The 14,054-nt window shown below is 73.4% G+C and carries 12 protein-coding genes and 1 pseudogene; 11 read left to right on the forward strand and 2 right to left on the reverse strand.

The annotated features are described in order from the left end of the window. Positions 1–26: 26 nt before the first annotated feature. From ACIA8L_RS36430 to ACIA8L_RS36450, 5 genes are read left to right on the forward strand one after another with little or no spacing between them, the layout of a single operon-like run. Entirely contained in the window at positions 27–575 is a 549-nt protein-coding gene (locus tag ACIA8L_RS36430; protein ID WP_395911721.1) for a hypothetical protein, read from the forward strand. Positions 576–635: 60 nt separating this feature from the next. After that, a complete protein-coding gene (locus tag ACIA8L_RS36435) occupies positions 636–1,463 on the forward strand; it encodes an ABC transporter ATP-binding protein (RefSeq protein ID WP_395911722.1) in 828 nt (275 codons plus the stop codon). Then, complete coding sequence (locus ACIA8L_RS36440) at positions 1,460–2,260, forward strand: ABC transporter permease (RefSeq protein WP_395911724.1); 801 nt, start codon at positions 1,460–1,462, stop codon at positions 2,258–2,260. The genes ACIA8L_RS36435 and ACIA8L_RS36440 overlap by 4 nt, the downstream gene beginning before the upstream one ends. Next, positions 2,203–3,324 carry a sensor histidine kinase gene (locus ACIA8L_RS36445; RefSeq protein ID WP_395911726.1) on the forward strand — a complete coding sequence of 374 codons (1,122 nt, stop codon included), beginning with the start codon at positions 2,203–2,205 and terminating at the stop codon, positions 3,322–3,324. Before ACIA8L_RS36440 ends, ACIA8L_RS36445 begins: the two co-directional genes overlap by 58 nt. Further along, positions 3,324–3,944, forward strand: a complete 621-nt coding sequence (locus tag ACIA8L_RS36450) for a response regulator (protein ID WP_395911727.1) — start codon at positions 3,324–3,326, stop codon at positions 3,942–3,944. The genes ACIA8L_RS36445 and ACIA8L_RS36450 overlap by 1 nt, the downstream gene beginning before the upstream one ends. Positions 3,945–5,031: 1,087 nt before the next feature. Here ACIA8L_RS36450 and ACIA8L_RS36455 read toward each other — a convergent pair. Beyond that, positions 5,032–6,429 (reverse strand): ROK family protein, encoded by a 1,398-nt coding sequence (locus tag ACIA8L_RS36455; protein WP_395911728.1) that lies wholly within the window; start codon positions 6,427–6,429, stop codon positions 5,032–5,034. A 148-nt stretch (positions 6,430–6,577) separates the two neighbouring features. Between ACIA8L_RS36455 and ACIA8L_RS36460 the strand changes: the two genes are divergently transcribed. The 5 genes and pseudogenes from ACIA8L_RS36460 (at position 6,578) to ACIA8L_RS36480 (ending at position 12,172) form a co-directional block, all read left to right on the forward strand. Then, positions 6,578–7,882: an ABC transporter substrate-binding protein gene (locus tag ACIA8L_RS36460; RefSeq protein ID WP_395911755.1), complete on the forward strand. Its 1,305-nt coding sequence runs from the start codon at positions 6,578–6,580 to the stop codon at positions 7,880–7,882. A gap of 18 nt (positions 7,883–7,900) precedes the next feature. Then, positions 7,901–9,291 (forward strand): annotated as a pseudogene (locus tag ACIA8L_RS36465) (GH1 family beta-glucosidase). A 4-nt stretch (positions 9,292–9,295) separates the two neighbouring features. Continuing rightward, entirely contained in the window at positions 9,296–9,739 is a 444-nt protein-coding gene (locus ACIA8L_RS36470) for a DUF5709 domain-containing protein (RefSeq protein WP_395911729.1), read from the forward strand. 50 nt (positions 9,740–9,789) lie between these two features. After that, positions 9,790–11,193 (forward strand): PLP-dependent aminotransferase family protein, encoded by a 1,404-nt coding sequence (locus ACIA8L_RS36475; RefSeq protein WP_395911730.1) that lies wholly within the window; start codon positions 9,790–9,792, stop codon positions 11,191–11,193. A gap of 121 nt (positions 11,194–11,314) precedes the next feature. Further along, complete coding sequence (locus ACIA8L_RS36480) at positions 11,315–12,172, forward strand: L,D-transpeptidase (protein WP_395911732.1); 858 nt, start codon at positions 11,315–11,317, stop codon at positions 12,170–12,172. Positions 12,173–12,182: 10 nt separating this feature from the next. Here ACIA8L_RS36480 and ACIA8L_RS36485 read toward each other — a convergent pair whose 3' ends face one another. Further along, on the reverse strand, positions 12,183–12,983 hold the full coding sequence (locus ACIA8L_RS36485; RefSeq protein WP_395911734.1) for an ArsR/SmtB family transcription factor: 801 nt from the start codon (positions 12,981–12,983) through the stop codon (positions 12,183–12,185). 150 nt (positions 12,984–13,133) lie between these two features. Here ACIA8L_RS36485 and ACIA8L_RS36490 point away from each other — a divergent pair, with 150 nt between their 5' ends. Further along, positions 13,134–13,790, forward strand: a complete 657-nt coding sequence (locus ACIA8L_RS36490; protein ID WP_395911735.1) for a histidine kinase dimerization/phospho-acceptor domain-containing protein — start codon at positions 13,134–13,136, stop codon at positions 13,788–13,790. The last annotated feature ends 264 nt before the right edge of the window (positions 13,791–14,054 follow it).

Below are 14,054 nucleotides of genomic sequence, written 5' to 3' on the forward strand. Positions count from 1 at the left end.
GTGGGTCATGCGGGACGATCGGACCCATGCGCTACGGGGGCAGACTCAGCCGGGTCGAATTCACGGCCCTCATCGACGAGCAAGCCGGCCGGGTCCGCGCCAGCGCCGGCCGGCTGCCGCTGTATCGGCCGGTGGGCTGGTCCGGCCCCTGCCGCCTGGGCACGTGGGGCTGGGAGAACGACCGGCTCCTGCACGCCGGCCTGCACTTCGGCACCCCGGACGCCTGGATCGAGATCGTCACCACCGCCGGCCCGCCGATGCCGGAGCTGATCAACCTGCGCCTGTCCTCCTCCGACGAGATCTTCGACGACCGGGCCCTCGACGCCCCCGAGCGGATGACGATCGTCGTGGACGGCGCCCCCCGCGACTGCTCGCTGTGGCCGGACCAGCCCCTCGACGAATCCCTGAGCCGCGGCTGGCTGGCCATCCTCGACGAGGTCCCCGGGCTGCTGCTGCGCGCCGCCGGCGTCGACCCGGCCGGGCTCGCCCTGGCCCGCACCGGTGACCTCGAACCCCATCTGACGGGCACCCGCGATCATCTGCTCGCCGGGTACGACGCGTTCGGTACCGGCTGAAGCGCCTCTGTCCATCGACCGGTTGACCCTCGGGCCTCGTTCGCCCGAGAGCATCGACGCATGCGACCGATCGAAGTACACGGCCTGCGCAAGCGGTACGGGGCCCGCACCGCCGTCGACGGCATCGACCTGACCGTCGAGCCCGGTGAGGTGTTCGCCCTGCTCGGGCCCAACGGGGCCGGCAAGACCACCACGGTGGAGATCCTCGAAGGGCACCGCCGCCGCGACGGCGGGGACGTGTCCGTGCTCGGCGCCGACCCGGGGACGGCCGGGCGGCGCTGGCGGGCCCGCATCGGCGTGGTCCTGCAGACCGCGACCGACGCCGCCGAGCTCACCGTCCGCGAGTCCGTCCGGCACTACGCCGGGTACTACCCGCGCCGCCGCGACCCCGACGAGGTCATCGCCGCCGTCGGGCTCGAGGGCCAGGCCGGGCAGCGCGTCGGCACCCTCTCCGGTGGGCAGCGGCGCCGGCTCGACGTGGCCCTGGGCATCGTCGGCCGGCCCGAGCTGGTGTTCCTCGACGAGCCGACGACCGGCTTCGACCCGGAGGCCCGCCGGCAGTTCTGGGACCTGATCCGGTCCCTGGCCGCCGACGGCACCACGGTCCTGCTGACCACGCACTACCTCGACGAGGCCGAGGCCCTCGCGGCCCGCCTGGCCGTGCTCGCCGGCGGGCGGATCGTCGCCGTGGGCACGCCGCAGACCGTCGGCGGCCGCGACCGCGCGCCGGCCGTCGTGAGCTGGCGGGACTCGGACGGGCTGCATGCGGTACACACCGATGAGCCCGACGCCGTCGTGGCCGGCCTCGCCGGGGGCTTCGCCGACCTGCGGGTCACCCGCCCGACCCTGGAGGACACCTACCTGTCATTGATCGGGGAGTCTCGATGACCATGCCGTCCACACTGCGGGTCGGCGCGTCCCGCGGGCTGATCGAGATCCTGCAGATCGTCCGCACCCGCGAGGCCCTGATCTTCACCTTCGCCTTCCCGGCCGTCCTGTCCGTGCTGCTCGGGTACATCTTCGACACCCCGGTCAGCCCGGGGGCGGCCACCACGCACTCCCAGGTGTTCGCGGTGGGCATGATCGCGTACGGGGTGCTGTCGACCGCGTTCATCAGCGTCGGGGTCGGCATCGCGGTCGACCGGGCCGACGGCACCCTGCTGCGGCTGCGGGGCACGCCCGCGACCGCCGGCGCGTACTTCCTCGGCAAGATCCTGCTCGTCCTCTTCGCCGCGCTGTCCGAGACGGCCCTGCTCCTGGCCGTCGCCGTCGGGCTGTTTCACCTGGAGTTGCCGAGCGACCCCGGACGGTGGCTGACGTTCGCCTGGCTCCTGATCCTGTCGGTGATCGCCTGTACCCTCCTGGGCATCGCCGCGAGCTCCCTGGCCAGGTCCGCCCGCAGCGCCCCCGCGGTGCTCAACCTGCCCGTGCTGATCCTGCAGTTCACGTCCGGCATCTTCGTCCACATCGCCGCGCTGCCGAGCGCGATGGTCAACCTCTCGGCGCTGTTCCCCGTCAAGTGGATGGGCCAGGGATTCCGCTCCGTGTTCCTGCCCGACGCACTCGCCGCACAGGAGGTGGCCGGAGCATGGGAACCCGGGAGGACCGCCCTGGTGCTGGGCGCGTGGTGCGTGATCGGCCTGGCGCTGAGCCTGGCGACGTTCCGCTGGACGGATCGCCGCTGAGCCGCCGCCCCTGGGACGTCTTCTACGTCCTCGCCGTCGCCGCCGTGGTCGCGTTCCTGCTGCTCGACCCCGGCGGCCCCGGCACCTGGCATCCGTGGATCTCCTCGGTACTGCTGGTGCTGGGCCTCGGCTGGCATTTCGTGTCCGTCCTGTTCGCCGACCCGCGCCTGTTCGTCCTCGTCCTGGGCGTCCTGCAGCTGGCCGCCGTCTGGATCGACCACACCGCCGCCTTCGCCCTGTTCGCCTGGGGCCCGATGATCTTCCAGGCCCTGCCGCTGCGACCCGCCCTGACCGCCGTGGCCACCCTGGACCTGCTGCCGGTGCCGATAGCGCTGATCCGCGACGGCACCACCGCGAAGGTCCACGGCCTGCTCCCCCTGACCGCGCTCGGCCTGGCGTTCGCGGCGCTGATCGGCACCTACGTCTCCCGCCTGCACGACAGCCGCCTCGAGATCGCCCGCCTCTCCCGCGAGGCCGGCGTCGCCACCGAGCGGGCCCGCCTCGCCGCCGAGATCCACGACACCCTGGCCCAGGGCTTCACCAGCATCATCACCCTCGCCCAGGCCGACTCCCTGCCGGCCGCGCACCGCCTCGACCTGGTGGCCCGCACCGCGCGGGACAACCTCGCCGAGGCCAGAGCCCTGGTCGCCGCCCTGGCCCCGGCCGACCTGCAGGCCACCGGCCTGGCCGCGGCGCTGCGCCGGCAGGTGGACCGGTTCGCCGCCGACACCGGGGTCCGCACGTCCCTGCACCTGCCCGACGGCGCCGACGAAGTCCCGACCGCACTGCAGGTCGTCGTGCTGCGGGCGGCCCAGGAGGCCCTCGCCAACGCCCGCCGCCACGCCGCCCCGACCGCCGTCGGCGTGCGCCTGCGCACCACCCCCGCGGAGGTCGTCCTGACCGTCACCGACGACGGCACCGGCTTCGGCGCGGCCCGGTTCGGCTTCGGCCTGGCCGGCATGCGCTCCCGGGCCGAGCAGATCGGCGGCTCCTGCGACGTGACCAGCGCGGCGGGCGCCGGCACCACCGTGACCCTGTCCCTGCCACTGACCGGAGCGACGTGATGATCAGGGTGCTGCTGGTCGACGACCACCCCGTCGTCCGCGACGGTCTGCGCGGCATGCTGCAGGCCGAGCCGGACCTGGCGGTCGTCGGCGAGGCGGGCGCGGGCGACGAGGCGGTGGTGGCCGCGGCCGCGGCCCGCCCCGACGTGATCCTGATGGACCTGCGGATGCCCGGCCTGGACGGCGCCGGCGCCACCGCCCGCATCCTGGCCACACAGCCGGCGGTCCGCATCGTGGTCCTGACGACATACGAGACGGACGCCGACATCCTGCGCGCCGTCGAGGCCGGCGCCTGCGGCTACCTGCTGAAAGACGCGACCCGCGCCGACCTGGCGGCCGCCGTCCGCGCCGCGTCCCGGGGCGAGACCGTCCTCGCCCCGACCGTCGCCGACCGCCTGGCCCGCGAAACCCGCCGCCGCGCCGCTCCCCCGATCCTGTCCGCGCGGGAGGTCGAGGTCCTGTCGCTGGTCGCGCAGGGCCGCACCAACGCCGACATCGGCCGCGCCCTGCACATCTCGGAGGCCACCGTGAAAACCCACCTCCTGCGCACCTTCACCAAACTCGACGTGGCCGACCGCACCGCCGCCGTGACGACCGCCATGTCTTTGGGCCTCCTGTGAGGTGTCTGCCGCACTGTGTCGTTGTTGCACTTCGCTGAGTAGTTTCGTGAATGTGAAATTGTTTCGGCATGGTAGGGTCTTAGAAGCAAGGAACGCCGCCGAGGCCCGCAACCCGATTGACGTCACAGCCTGCGCATCGACGTCACAAGCACTCCCGTCTACGTCACGGCGCTCCCGTCGACGTCGCGGCTCCCGGACTTTGCAGCTCGCGGTCACGGCTCGTCGTCACGGCTCGGCTCCGGCGATCCGCCGGCCCCGTTGCCCGGATCCGGAGAGCTACCGGGCCCGTTCATGGGCAGGCGGGGTTCATGAGCAGGCGGGTGGTCGGCAGGGTCGTCGCGCCGAGAGCACGACCGCGTCCGGCCCCAGCCGCCCACTGCGCCTGACCGGCTTGGCGCTCGCATCCGGTGGTGCGTCATCCGGGTTGGCAAGGAGATGCTGTCCTGCGCCTCCTTGGTCACCGTGCGCTTGGCGCTGCTGGAGACCGAGGCGATGCTCGACCGGGAACGTCGGGCGAGCCTGTATGCGCGGTCGGGCGGTGGCGGGAGTCGTCGGCCCGGCCCCTGCTCGACTTGAACGGTGGTGGCGACCCGGACCTGGACGGCGGGGCGGGCCGCGGGTGTCGATCCGGGGGTGTCGATCCGGGGGTGCGGGCCGCGGGCGTTGACCCGGGGGGTGCGGGCTGCTGGCGTCGACCCGAGGGGGGTGCGGCCGCGGGCGTCTACCTGGGCGACCTCGTGGGCGTGTTCCTGGTCGGCGGGCGAGCCGGGTGTCGCTGGGCACGCGTCCGCTGCACCACGCGCTCGGCGTCCTGCATCGCACTCCACGTCTGCATCGCATGCTCCGCGCCTGCACCGCGGGTCCGGCGTCGCGCCGGTCGTGATCGAACGGCCCGAACTCGTCGCAGGTCGAGCCGGGTGCCGCCGGGCACGACCCTGCTGCGCCGCGCCCTCCGCGTCTGCGGCCCGCACGTCGCTTGGACTGTCCTGAGTTTGACGTCCTGCGGCCCTTCGACAAGAAGCGGCCGGGGTACAGGCTGTCGTCGATGTGGGGTCGGCGGACCTCAGGGCCGCGATCACGAGGTGGGTCAGGGGGTTGGGCGGCCTCCGTTCGTGAGTAGGCGGGCGATCGGCAGGGTTGCGGCGCCCAGGGCTACCGCGTCCAGGCCTAGCCGGCCCGGTTCGATGCGGGCCTGGGCGAACGGCTGGCGCAGTGCGTGCCGGGCGGCCGACGCGCGGACGCGGGGTAGCAGGCCGGCCAGGGCGACACCGGCCCAGCCGCCCAGCACGACGAGCTCCGGGTTGAACAGGTTGATCAGGTCGGCGACTCCCGCGCCCAGGTAGTCGGCGGTCTCGTCCAGGACGGCCCGGGCCGCCGGCTCGCCCGCCGCGGCCGCGGCCACCAGTGCGGCCAGCCGGGCCTCCTCGTCGCCGTGCCAGCACTCGCCCGACCGGCCATCGCCCAACCCGCCGCCACCCAACCCGCCGTCACCCAACCCGCCGCCACCCAACCCGCCGTCGCCCAACCGGACATCGCCCAACCCGCCGCCACCCAACCGGACATCGCCCAACCCGCCGCCACCCAACCCGCCGCCACCCAACCCGCCGTCGTCCAACCGGACATCGCCCGACCCGCCGTCGCTGGGCTGGACGTCGCCGAGCCGGCGGCAGTCGTAGCGGTCCAGGATTGCGGCGGCGCCCACGTATGCCTCCAGGCAGCCGGACGCGCCGCAGCGGCACGGGCGGCCGTTGTAGATGAGCGTGGTGTGGCCCCACTCGCCGGCGCTGCTGGACGTGCCGCGGTAGGTGGCGCCGTTCGTCACGACCGCGGCGCCCACGCCGGAGCCGACCAGGGCGAACACGGCGTGCCGGCGGCCGCGGCCGGCGCCGAACCACATTTCGGCCTGGCCCAGGGTTTTGGCGCCGTTGTCCAGGTGTAGCGGGATGTCGGTGCCCTGGCGCAGCAGGGACTCGAGGGGGACGGCCTCCCAGCCCAGGGTCTGCGCGTGGACCAGGGCGCCGTCGGGGCTGTCCTGGACGATGCCGGCTACGCCGATGCCGGCGCCCAAGACGTGGTGGCCGGTGGCTACCGCGCGCAGGCCGGTCAGTATCCGGTCGGCGACCGCCGGTGGGGAGGCGCCCGGTTCCAGGGGGAGGTCGGCCTCGGCCAGGCGCCGGCGGCCCAGGTCGAACAGTTCGACCCGGATGCGGGTCTCGCCGACGTCGACGCCGGCGACCGCGCCGTAGGACGGGGCGACGCGCAGCATCGTGCTCGGGCGGCCGCCTTCGGACTCCAGGGCGCCGGCCTCGTCGACGAGTCCGTCGTCGATGAGGTCGTTGACGACGTTGCTCACCGCGGGCTGGCTCAGGCCGGTCCGGCGGGACAGGTCCTGGCGGGTGAGCGGGCCTTCCAGGAACAGGCGGGTGAGTAGCGCGGAGCGGTTGTGCAGTCGTACACCTCGATGACTTGCCCGCTCGACCTGCACGCTTACCCCCGTAAATGTGTGCTGCAACTCTACGGCGCGGGCCTTGACTCGGCATTCCGGGCGCCACTTTAATGGCGACATTAATTAAGTCCCGAACAGAGAGCCCGACAGCAATCCCGACCGAGAAACCGTGGACAGCGTGAACGACATGAGAGCCGGGCCGATGCGACGAGTCACCGCCATGTTCGCCGCATTCGTGCTCCTGGCCGGGTCGGTCACGGGCTGCGGCAGTCCGGACAGCGACCGCAAGACGCTGGTGTACTGGGCCAGCAACCAGGGGCCGAGCCTGGACTTCGACAAGGCCACGCTCCAGCCGCAGCTCGACGAGTTCGAGCAGACCCACGGCATCCACGTCCGGCTCGAGGTCGTCCCCTGGTCCGACCTGCTGGACCGGCTCATGGCCGCGACCAAGGACGACAGCGGGCCCGACGTGGTCAACATCGGCAACACGTGGTCGGCGTCGCTGCAGGCGACCGGCGCGTTCGTCCCGTTCGATGGCCGGACCCTCGACCGGGTCGGCGGGCGGGACCGGTTCGTGCCCAACGCTCTCGCCGCCGCCGGGGCGCCCGGGACGCCGCCGTCGGCGGTGCCGCTGTACTCGCTGTCGTACGCCCTGTACTACAACAAACGCATGTTCGCCGAGGCGGGCATCGCGACACCACCGCGGACGTGGGACGAGCTCGTGGCCGACGGCAAGCGGCTCACCAAACCGGCGAAGGGGCAGTGGGGCCTGGCCCTCGAGGGCGGCAACCCGGCCGAGAACGCGCACCACGCGTTCACGTTCGGCCAGCAGTACCGCGGGCAGTGGTTCGCGGCCGACGGCAGTGCCAGCTTCGACACCGAGGCGAACGTCGCGGCGATCAAACGGTATGTGGGGCTGCTCGCCGACGACCACATCGTCGACCCGGCGAGCGCCGGGTATGCGAAGAACGAGTCGCGGGCCGACTTCGCGAACCGTAAGGCGGCGATGCTGCTGTGGCAGGCGGCCGGGCCGTCGCTGCAGCAGGCCGGGATGCGCCCGGACGAGTACGGTGTCGCCCCGATGCCGTTCCTGGCCGACCCGATCGCCGGCGGTGGCGTGCGGGTCAACAGCATGGTCGCCGGGATCAACATGGCCGTCTACAAGCACACCCGCGACCTGGACGGAGCGCTGGACTTCGTGGAGTTCATGACCAGCGACAAGGAGCAGATCATCCTGAACAAGGCGTACGGGTCGCTGCCGTCGGTGCGCTCCGCGTACTCCGACGCGGCCTTCCGCACGCCGGAGCAGGAGGTGCTGTTCCAGGTGCTCAACTCCACCGCGGCCCCGCTGCCGCAGGTGCCGGAGGAGAGCCGGTTCGAGACGCTCGTCGGCACGGCGATGGCGGAGCTGTTCGCCGACGCGGCGGCCGGCAAGCCGGTGACGCCGGAGTCGATCAAGGCCAAGCTCAACGCCGCCGAAGGCAAGATGTAGACGAGGAGACCGAGTCCCGTGCTGGATCTGTCCGCTCTACCCCCCGGCTTCATCTGGGGTGCCGCCACCGCGGCCTACCAGGTCGAGGGGGCCGTCGCCGAGGACGGCCGGAAACCGTCCATCTGGGACACCTTCGCCCACACGCCGGGCGCCGTGGACAACGGCGACACCGGGGACGTCGCCTGCGACCACTACCACCGCTGGCCCGGGGACGTCGCGCTCATGCGGCGGCTGAACCTCGACGCGTACCGGTTCTCGGTCGCCTGGCCCCGGGTGATGCCCGACGGGGTGGGTTCTGTCAACGCCGCCGGCCTGGACTTCTACGACCGGCTCGTCGATGAGCTGCTGACCAGCGGCATCCGACCCTTCTGCACCCTGTACCACTGGGATCTGCCGCAGGCCCTGCAGGATGCCGGCGGCTGGCCGAGCCGGGCCACCGCGGAGGCGTTCGCCGACTACGCCGCCGTCGTCGCCGCCCGTCTCGGTGACCGGGTCGCCGACTGGAACACCGTCAACGAGCCGCTGTGCGTGTCCTGGATCGGGCACCTCGAGGGCCGGATGGCGCCCGGCGAGCGGGACCTGACCCGGGCCGTGCACACCTCCCACCACGTGCTGCTCGGCCACGGCCTGGCCAATCGGGCGATCCGGGCGTCGGCGCAGGTCGCACCGCGGGTCGGGATCGTGCTCAACCTGAGCCCGATCGAGCCGGGCAGCGACCGGCCCGAGGACGTGGCCGCGGCCGTGCGGGCCGACGGGCACACCAACCGGTGATGGCTCGACCCGGTGTTCGGCCGCGGCTACCCGGCCGACATGGTCGAGTGCTACGGCGTCGAGCCGCCGGTCCGCCCCGGCGACCTGGAGACGATCGCGGCCCCGACCGAGTTCCTCGGCGTCAACTACTACTTCCGGCAGATCGTCGTCGACGACCCGACCGGCATGGCGCCGTTCGCGCGGCAGATCCCGGTGCCGGGCTCGGTCGAGACGGCGATGCCGTGGGAGGTGTACGCGAAGGGCCTCGAGGACATCCTCGTCGCCGTCGCCGAGACGTACCGGCCGGCGAGCATCCTGGTCACCGAGAACGGCTCCGCGTGGGCCGACACCGTCGAGCCGACCGGCGAGGTCCAGGACAAGGAGCGCACCGACTACCTGGAGCAGCACCTCGACGCGGTCCGCGGCGCGGTGCTGCGGGGGCCCCGGTCGACGGGTACTTCGCCTGGTCGCTGCTGGACAACTTCGAATGGGCCTACGGCTACGACAAACGCTTCGGGCTGGTCCGGGTCGACTACGCCACGCAGGAACGCACGATCAAGGCCAGCGGGCACCGGTACGCCGATCTCATCACGGCACACAGACGCTCCCGCGAAAACGGTGATCTAGGCTCGTCGGGAGAACACCGTCTGAGGGGATAGGCACATGACGCAGCAGACCGACAGCTGGGACCCGGACCCGGACGACGAGGGCCAGCTGTCCGCGGAGGACACGCTGTCCGACCGCGGGCTCGACGACTCCCTCGACGAGGGGTACTCGCCGCCGGAGAAGCCGCGTGGGGTGACCGCGTTCGGGGTGACGCAGGCCGAGGCCGAGCAGGGTGAGTCCCTCGACCAGCGGCTGCGCCAGGAGGAGCCGGACACCCTCGAGCAGCTCGACGACGACGACTACGGCCGCACCACCGAGTCCGGCGAGTTCTTCGACGACGGCGAGGTCGGCGACCGCCGGGCCGGCCGGCTCGTCGCCCCCGACGAGGGCAGCGGCGAGGACGACGAGAAGGACGAGGTCGGCTCGGACGTCGGCATCGACGGTGGCGCGGCCTCGGCCGAGGAGGCCGCCATGCACATCGTGAACGACCGCGACCTGTGATGACGCGGTGGCGGCCTCCGCGCGAGGCCGCCACCGCGAACACACCGATCATGGACCTGCACATCACCCTGGACGGGCGCGGCGACCGCACCGACCGGATCTACCGCCAACTGCGTGATGCGATCCTCGACGGGCGGCTGCGGCCCGGCGAGCGGGTTCCGCCGAGCCGCGAGCTGGCCCGTGACCTCGCCGTGGCCCGCAACACCGTCGCCGCCGCGTATGACCGGCTCGTGGGCGACGGATTCCTCGCCGGGCGCGCGGGGGCGGGCACCTTCGTGACGTACCACCAGGAAGCCCCGATCGTCCGCCGAGCCCCGGCGGGGCCACTTCGACCCTCGCAGAAGTTTCTGAGCCTGCCCGCGGAGCCGCCGCCGGCCGCGCCCGCTCGCTACGACCTGCGCATCGGCCACCCCGACGGCACGCTGTTCCCGCGCGCGACGTGGCGACGGCTGCTGTCCCGGGCGGTGGCGGAGTCGGCACACACCCGCGACCCGGCGGGGCTGCCGGCGCTGCGGGCCGCGATCGCCCGGCACGTGGGGCTGTCCCGGTCGGTGCGCGCGGGCGCGCAGGACGTCGTGGTGACCGCCGGTGCGCAGCAGGCGATGGATCTCGTGGCCCGGGTGCTGATCGAACCGGGCACGGTCGTGGCCGTCGAGGAGCCCGGGTACCGGCCGGTCCGGCGCCTCTTCCAGAGCCACGGCGCACAGGTCGTGGGCGTGCCGGTCGACGCCGACGGGCTCGTCGTGGACGCCATTCCGGGAAAAACGCGGCTGGTGTACTGCACGCCGTCGCACCAGCACCCGTTGGGCACGGCGATGACGCTGCCGCGGCGCACCGCCCTGCTCGCCTGGGCCCAGGAGCACCGGGCCGCGATCGTCGAGGACGACTACGACAGCGAGTTCCGCTACTCCGACCGCCCCCTGGAGCCGCTGCAGAGCCTCGACCGGGCCGGCCGGGTCATCTACGTCGGCTCGTTCGCCAAGACGCTGCTGCCGTCGCTGCGCCTCGGGTTCCTGGTCGCGCCCGAGGCGCTGCTCCCGGCGCTGCGCGACGCCCGCCGCATCGCCGACTGGCACGGCGAACCGGCCGCGCAGGCCGCCCTGGCCGCGTTCATCGACGAGGGGCTCCTGCAGCGGCACCTGCGCCGGTGCCGCGGCGTCTACGCGGCCCGCCACGACCTCGTCGTGCGCGCCGCCCAGGGCCCCCTCGCCCCGTGGTTCACGCTGCTGCCGGCCAGCGCCGGGCTGCACGTGGCCCTGCGCGGCCGCGGCCCGGTCGACCTCGCCGCGCTGCGGGCCGCCGGCGTCGCCGCCGACCCCCTCGAACACTTCTACGCCGAGCCGCGCGCCGTGCCCGACCACGGCCTCGTCATCGGCTACGGCGGCATCGCCACCGCCGACCTACCGGAAGCGCTGCACCGGTTGGCCGACACGGCCGCCGCCGGCAGCCGCTAGCGCGCCGTGCCCGACCACGGCCTCGTCATCGGCTACGGCGGCATCGCCACCGCCGACCTGCCGGAAGCGCTGCACCGGTTGGCCGACACGGCCGCCGCCGCCGGCCGGTAAGTTGGAGGGCATGCTCGCCCGCCGCGCCGTCGCCCTCGCCGCGCTCGCGGTCACCCTCGCCGCCCCGCTCGCCGGGTGCTCGTCGAAGCACCGGCCTTCGATCACCGCGCAGACCCCGGCCGCGCCGGACCCGACCACGCTCGTGCTGGGCCCGTCGTCCCCGGGCGCGGAGCCGGCGACGACCCCGCCCGCGGCCCCGGCCGAGGCGGGCCTGACCACGATCACCTACACGCAGGCGGCGACCGGGTTTCCGGCCGACCCCGACCAGGCGTCGACGGCACCGCTGACGGAGGGCCTGCAGCTGCAGGTGAAGAGCCCCGTCTACGACGCCGTCGGCGGGACGGCCCGCGCCTACCTGACCCCGCAGATCAGCGGCGTCGACCTGATCATGCCGGTCGTCGCGAAACAGAACGGCTGGGTGGGGGTACTGCTGCCGTCGATGAACCGCAGCATGGGCTGGCTGCCGCCGGGCGACTGGACCATCACCCCCCTGCACGACCAGATCGTCGTGCACCGGGGCGCGTTCACGCTGACCTGGGTGCATGAGGGTCAGCCGCAGCAGACGTGGACCGTCACCGTCGGCGCGCCGGCGACGGAGACGCCACTGGGGCGCACGTTCGTGCTGGGGCGCTCGTCGCTGCCGAGCAAGGTGTATGCCGGGCTGGACGTGCTCGCGCTGGGGGCGGTGCCGGACGACAAGCAGGCCGTCGCGAGCGGGCTCGCCGACGCGCACACCGGCATCCACGCCTGGTATCGCAACGAGTTCGGCTTCCGCAAGTCCAACGGCTGCGTCCGGATGCCGCCCGCCGCGCAGAAGGTCCTGCTGTCCGCCATCGGCTCCGGCACGAGCGTGGTGGTCCTGCCCTAGCGGCCGGCTCTTACAGCGGCTTGCCGGTTTCGAGCAGTGACTTCAGGCTGGCGATCACCTGGGGCCAGCCGTCGCCGAGGCTCGGCAGGACCAGGCTGTCCGGGTTGAAGCCGTCGTGGACGACCGTCAGCTTGACGTGGTCGCCGTGCGGCTCGATCTCGAACGTGGCCCGCGGGCGCGGCTCGTCCACGATCTTCGCGAGGTGGTCGAGGTCGATGTCGAACGCCTTCGCCCACGCCTGCGAGTAGGTGTGCCAGGTGTAGGACAGCCGCGTGTAGGGCTCGGCCGCCAGCACCACCTGCTCGGGGTCGGCGAGCTCGGTGCCGTCCTTGTCGACCCGCCACGTCATCACCGAGCCCGGCCGCCAGTCGGTGTCGAAGGTGATCCCCCAGTACTGCCGGGTGAACGCCGGCTCGGTGAGCGCCTGCCACAGCCGCTCGGGGGTGGTGCGGATGTAGGTGGTGTAGACGAACTCGGGTTTGCTCATCCGGGGTCCCTCCAGGGCCTTCTTCAGGTCGGCGAGCGCGTCGACCCGCTGCCGGTGGTAGCGGTTGATCCAGCGTTCGGCGATGTCGCTGATCGGGGCGGCGTTGAGGTAGTGCAGCTTCTCCCGCCCCCGGCGCACGGTCGTGACCAGGCCGGCGTCCTCGAGCACGGCGAGGTGCTTGCTGACCGACTGCCGGGTCATGGCCAGGCCCGCGCACAGCTCGCGCAGCGTCTGCCCGCCGGCCTGGTTGAGCCGGTCGAGCAGCACCCGCCGGCTCCCGTCCGCGAGGGCGCGGAACACGCCGTCGTCCCTGTGCTCGCCCACGCCCGCCTCCGATATGCAGCCTTTCGGTTGCCAATATTAGGCAGCCATCTGGTTGCCTGTCAACGCGTTCGAGTGACGGGTCGCACCTTCGCGGCGCCGGTTCCGGTTTGACGAGGAGTCTGGGTTCGGTGGGTCCGGAGGGGGTTCCAGTTGTTCGCGACCGGTGAGGACTCGGCGGCCCGCATGCGCCACGAGCTGCACACGCCGCTGACGTCGATCAAGGCGTACACCCGCCTGCTGCGCGACGACCTGCCCGCGGACGCCACCGCCGACGGCGCCGCCTGCCTGGACGCGATCGACCGCAACGCGGTGCGCCTGGAACGCTACGTCGACACCGTCGTCCTGCCGCTCGCCGCGACCGGCACGCCGGCACCGCGCGAGGCCGCCACCGACCTCGTCGCCGTGGTCCGCGACGCCGTCGACCTGGCCCGCCGCGTGGCCGTGGCCGGTGCCGTGAGCGTCCACGCCGACGTGCCGGACTCGGCCCGCGTCGCCGTGGACGAGATGATCTGCCGCCACCTGGTCGGCCAGCTCGTCCTGTGGCTGACGATCACCGCACCGCCCCGGGCCCACGTGGAGATCGCCCTGCGCCGCGACCCCGCCCTGTCGCTGGAGGCCCGCTTCGTCCCGCCGGGCGAGCTGACCACGGCACCGCAGCGCCGCCCGAGCGACGACCCGCCCCGCCACGCCCCGGACCTGCAGGTGGCCCGGGCCGTGGCCAACCTGTGCGGCGGCGACCTGCGCCTGGACGACACCTCGTTCCGCCTGTCGCTGCCCGCCTCCGCGTTGGCGCCCAGCCCCCGCTGAGGCGGTCGGCCCGGCACCCCCGCCGCATCGCGGTCGGCCCGGCACCCCCGCCGCATCGCGGTCGGCCCGGCACCCCCGCCGCATCGCGGTCGGCCCGGCACCCCCGCCGCATCGCGGTCGGCCCGGCACCCCCGCCGCATCACGGTCGGCCCGGCACCCCCGCCGCATCACGGTCGGCCCGGCACCCCCGCCGCATCACGGGCGGCCCGGCACCCCCGCCGCATCGCGGTCGGCCCGGCACCCCCGCCGCATCGCGGTCGGCCC

It is taken from the genome of Dactylosporangium sp. NPDC051541, assembly GCF_044454505.1.
GTDB lineage: Bacteria > Actinomycetota > Actinomycetes > Mycobacteriales > Micromonosporaceae > Dactylosporangium.

What these genes read in the sequence shown, in the direction of transcription:
- ACIA8L_RS36430 (WP_395911721.1), top strand. Translation starts at nt 27, where the DNA reads ATGCGCTACGGGGGCAGACTCAGCCGGGTCGAATTCACGGCCCTCATC.
- ACIA8L_RS36435 (WP_395911722.1), top strand. Translation starts at nt 636, where the DNA reads ATGCGACCGATCGAAGTACACGGCCTGCGCAAGCGGTACGGGGCCCGC.
- ACIA8L_RS36440 (WP_395911724.1), top strand. Translation starts at nt 1,460, where the DNA reads ATGACCATGCCGTCCACACTGCGGGTCGGCGCGTCCCGCGGGCTGATC.
- ACIA8L_RS36450 (WP_395911727.1), top strand. Translation starts at nt 3,324, where the DNA reads ATGATCAGGGTGCTGCTGGTCGACGACCACCCCGTCGTCCGCGACGGT.
- ACIA8L_RS36460 (WP_395911755.1), top strand. Translation starts at nt 6,578, where the DNA reads ATGAGAGCCGGGCCGATGCGACGAGTCACCGCCATGTTCGCCGCATTC.
- ACIA8L_RS36470 (WP_395911729.1), top strand. Translation starts at nt 9,296, where the DNA reads ATGACGCAGCAGACCGACAGCTGGGACCCGGACCCGGACGACGAGGGC.
- ACIA8L_RS36475 (WP_395911730.1), top strand. Translation starts at nt 9,790, where the DNA reads ATGGACCTGCACATCACCCTGGACGGGCGCGGCGACCGCACCGACCGG.
- ACIA8L_RS36480 (WP_395911732.1), top strand. Translation starts at nt 11,315, where the DNA reads ATGCTCGCCCGCCGCGCCGTCGCCCTCGCCGCGCTCGCGGTCACCCTC.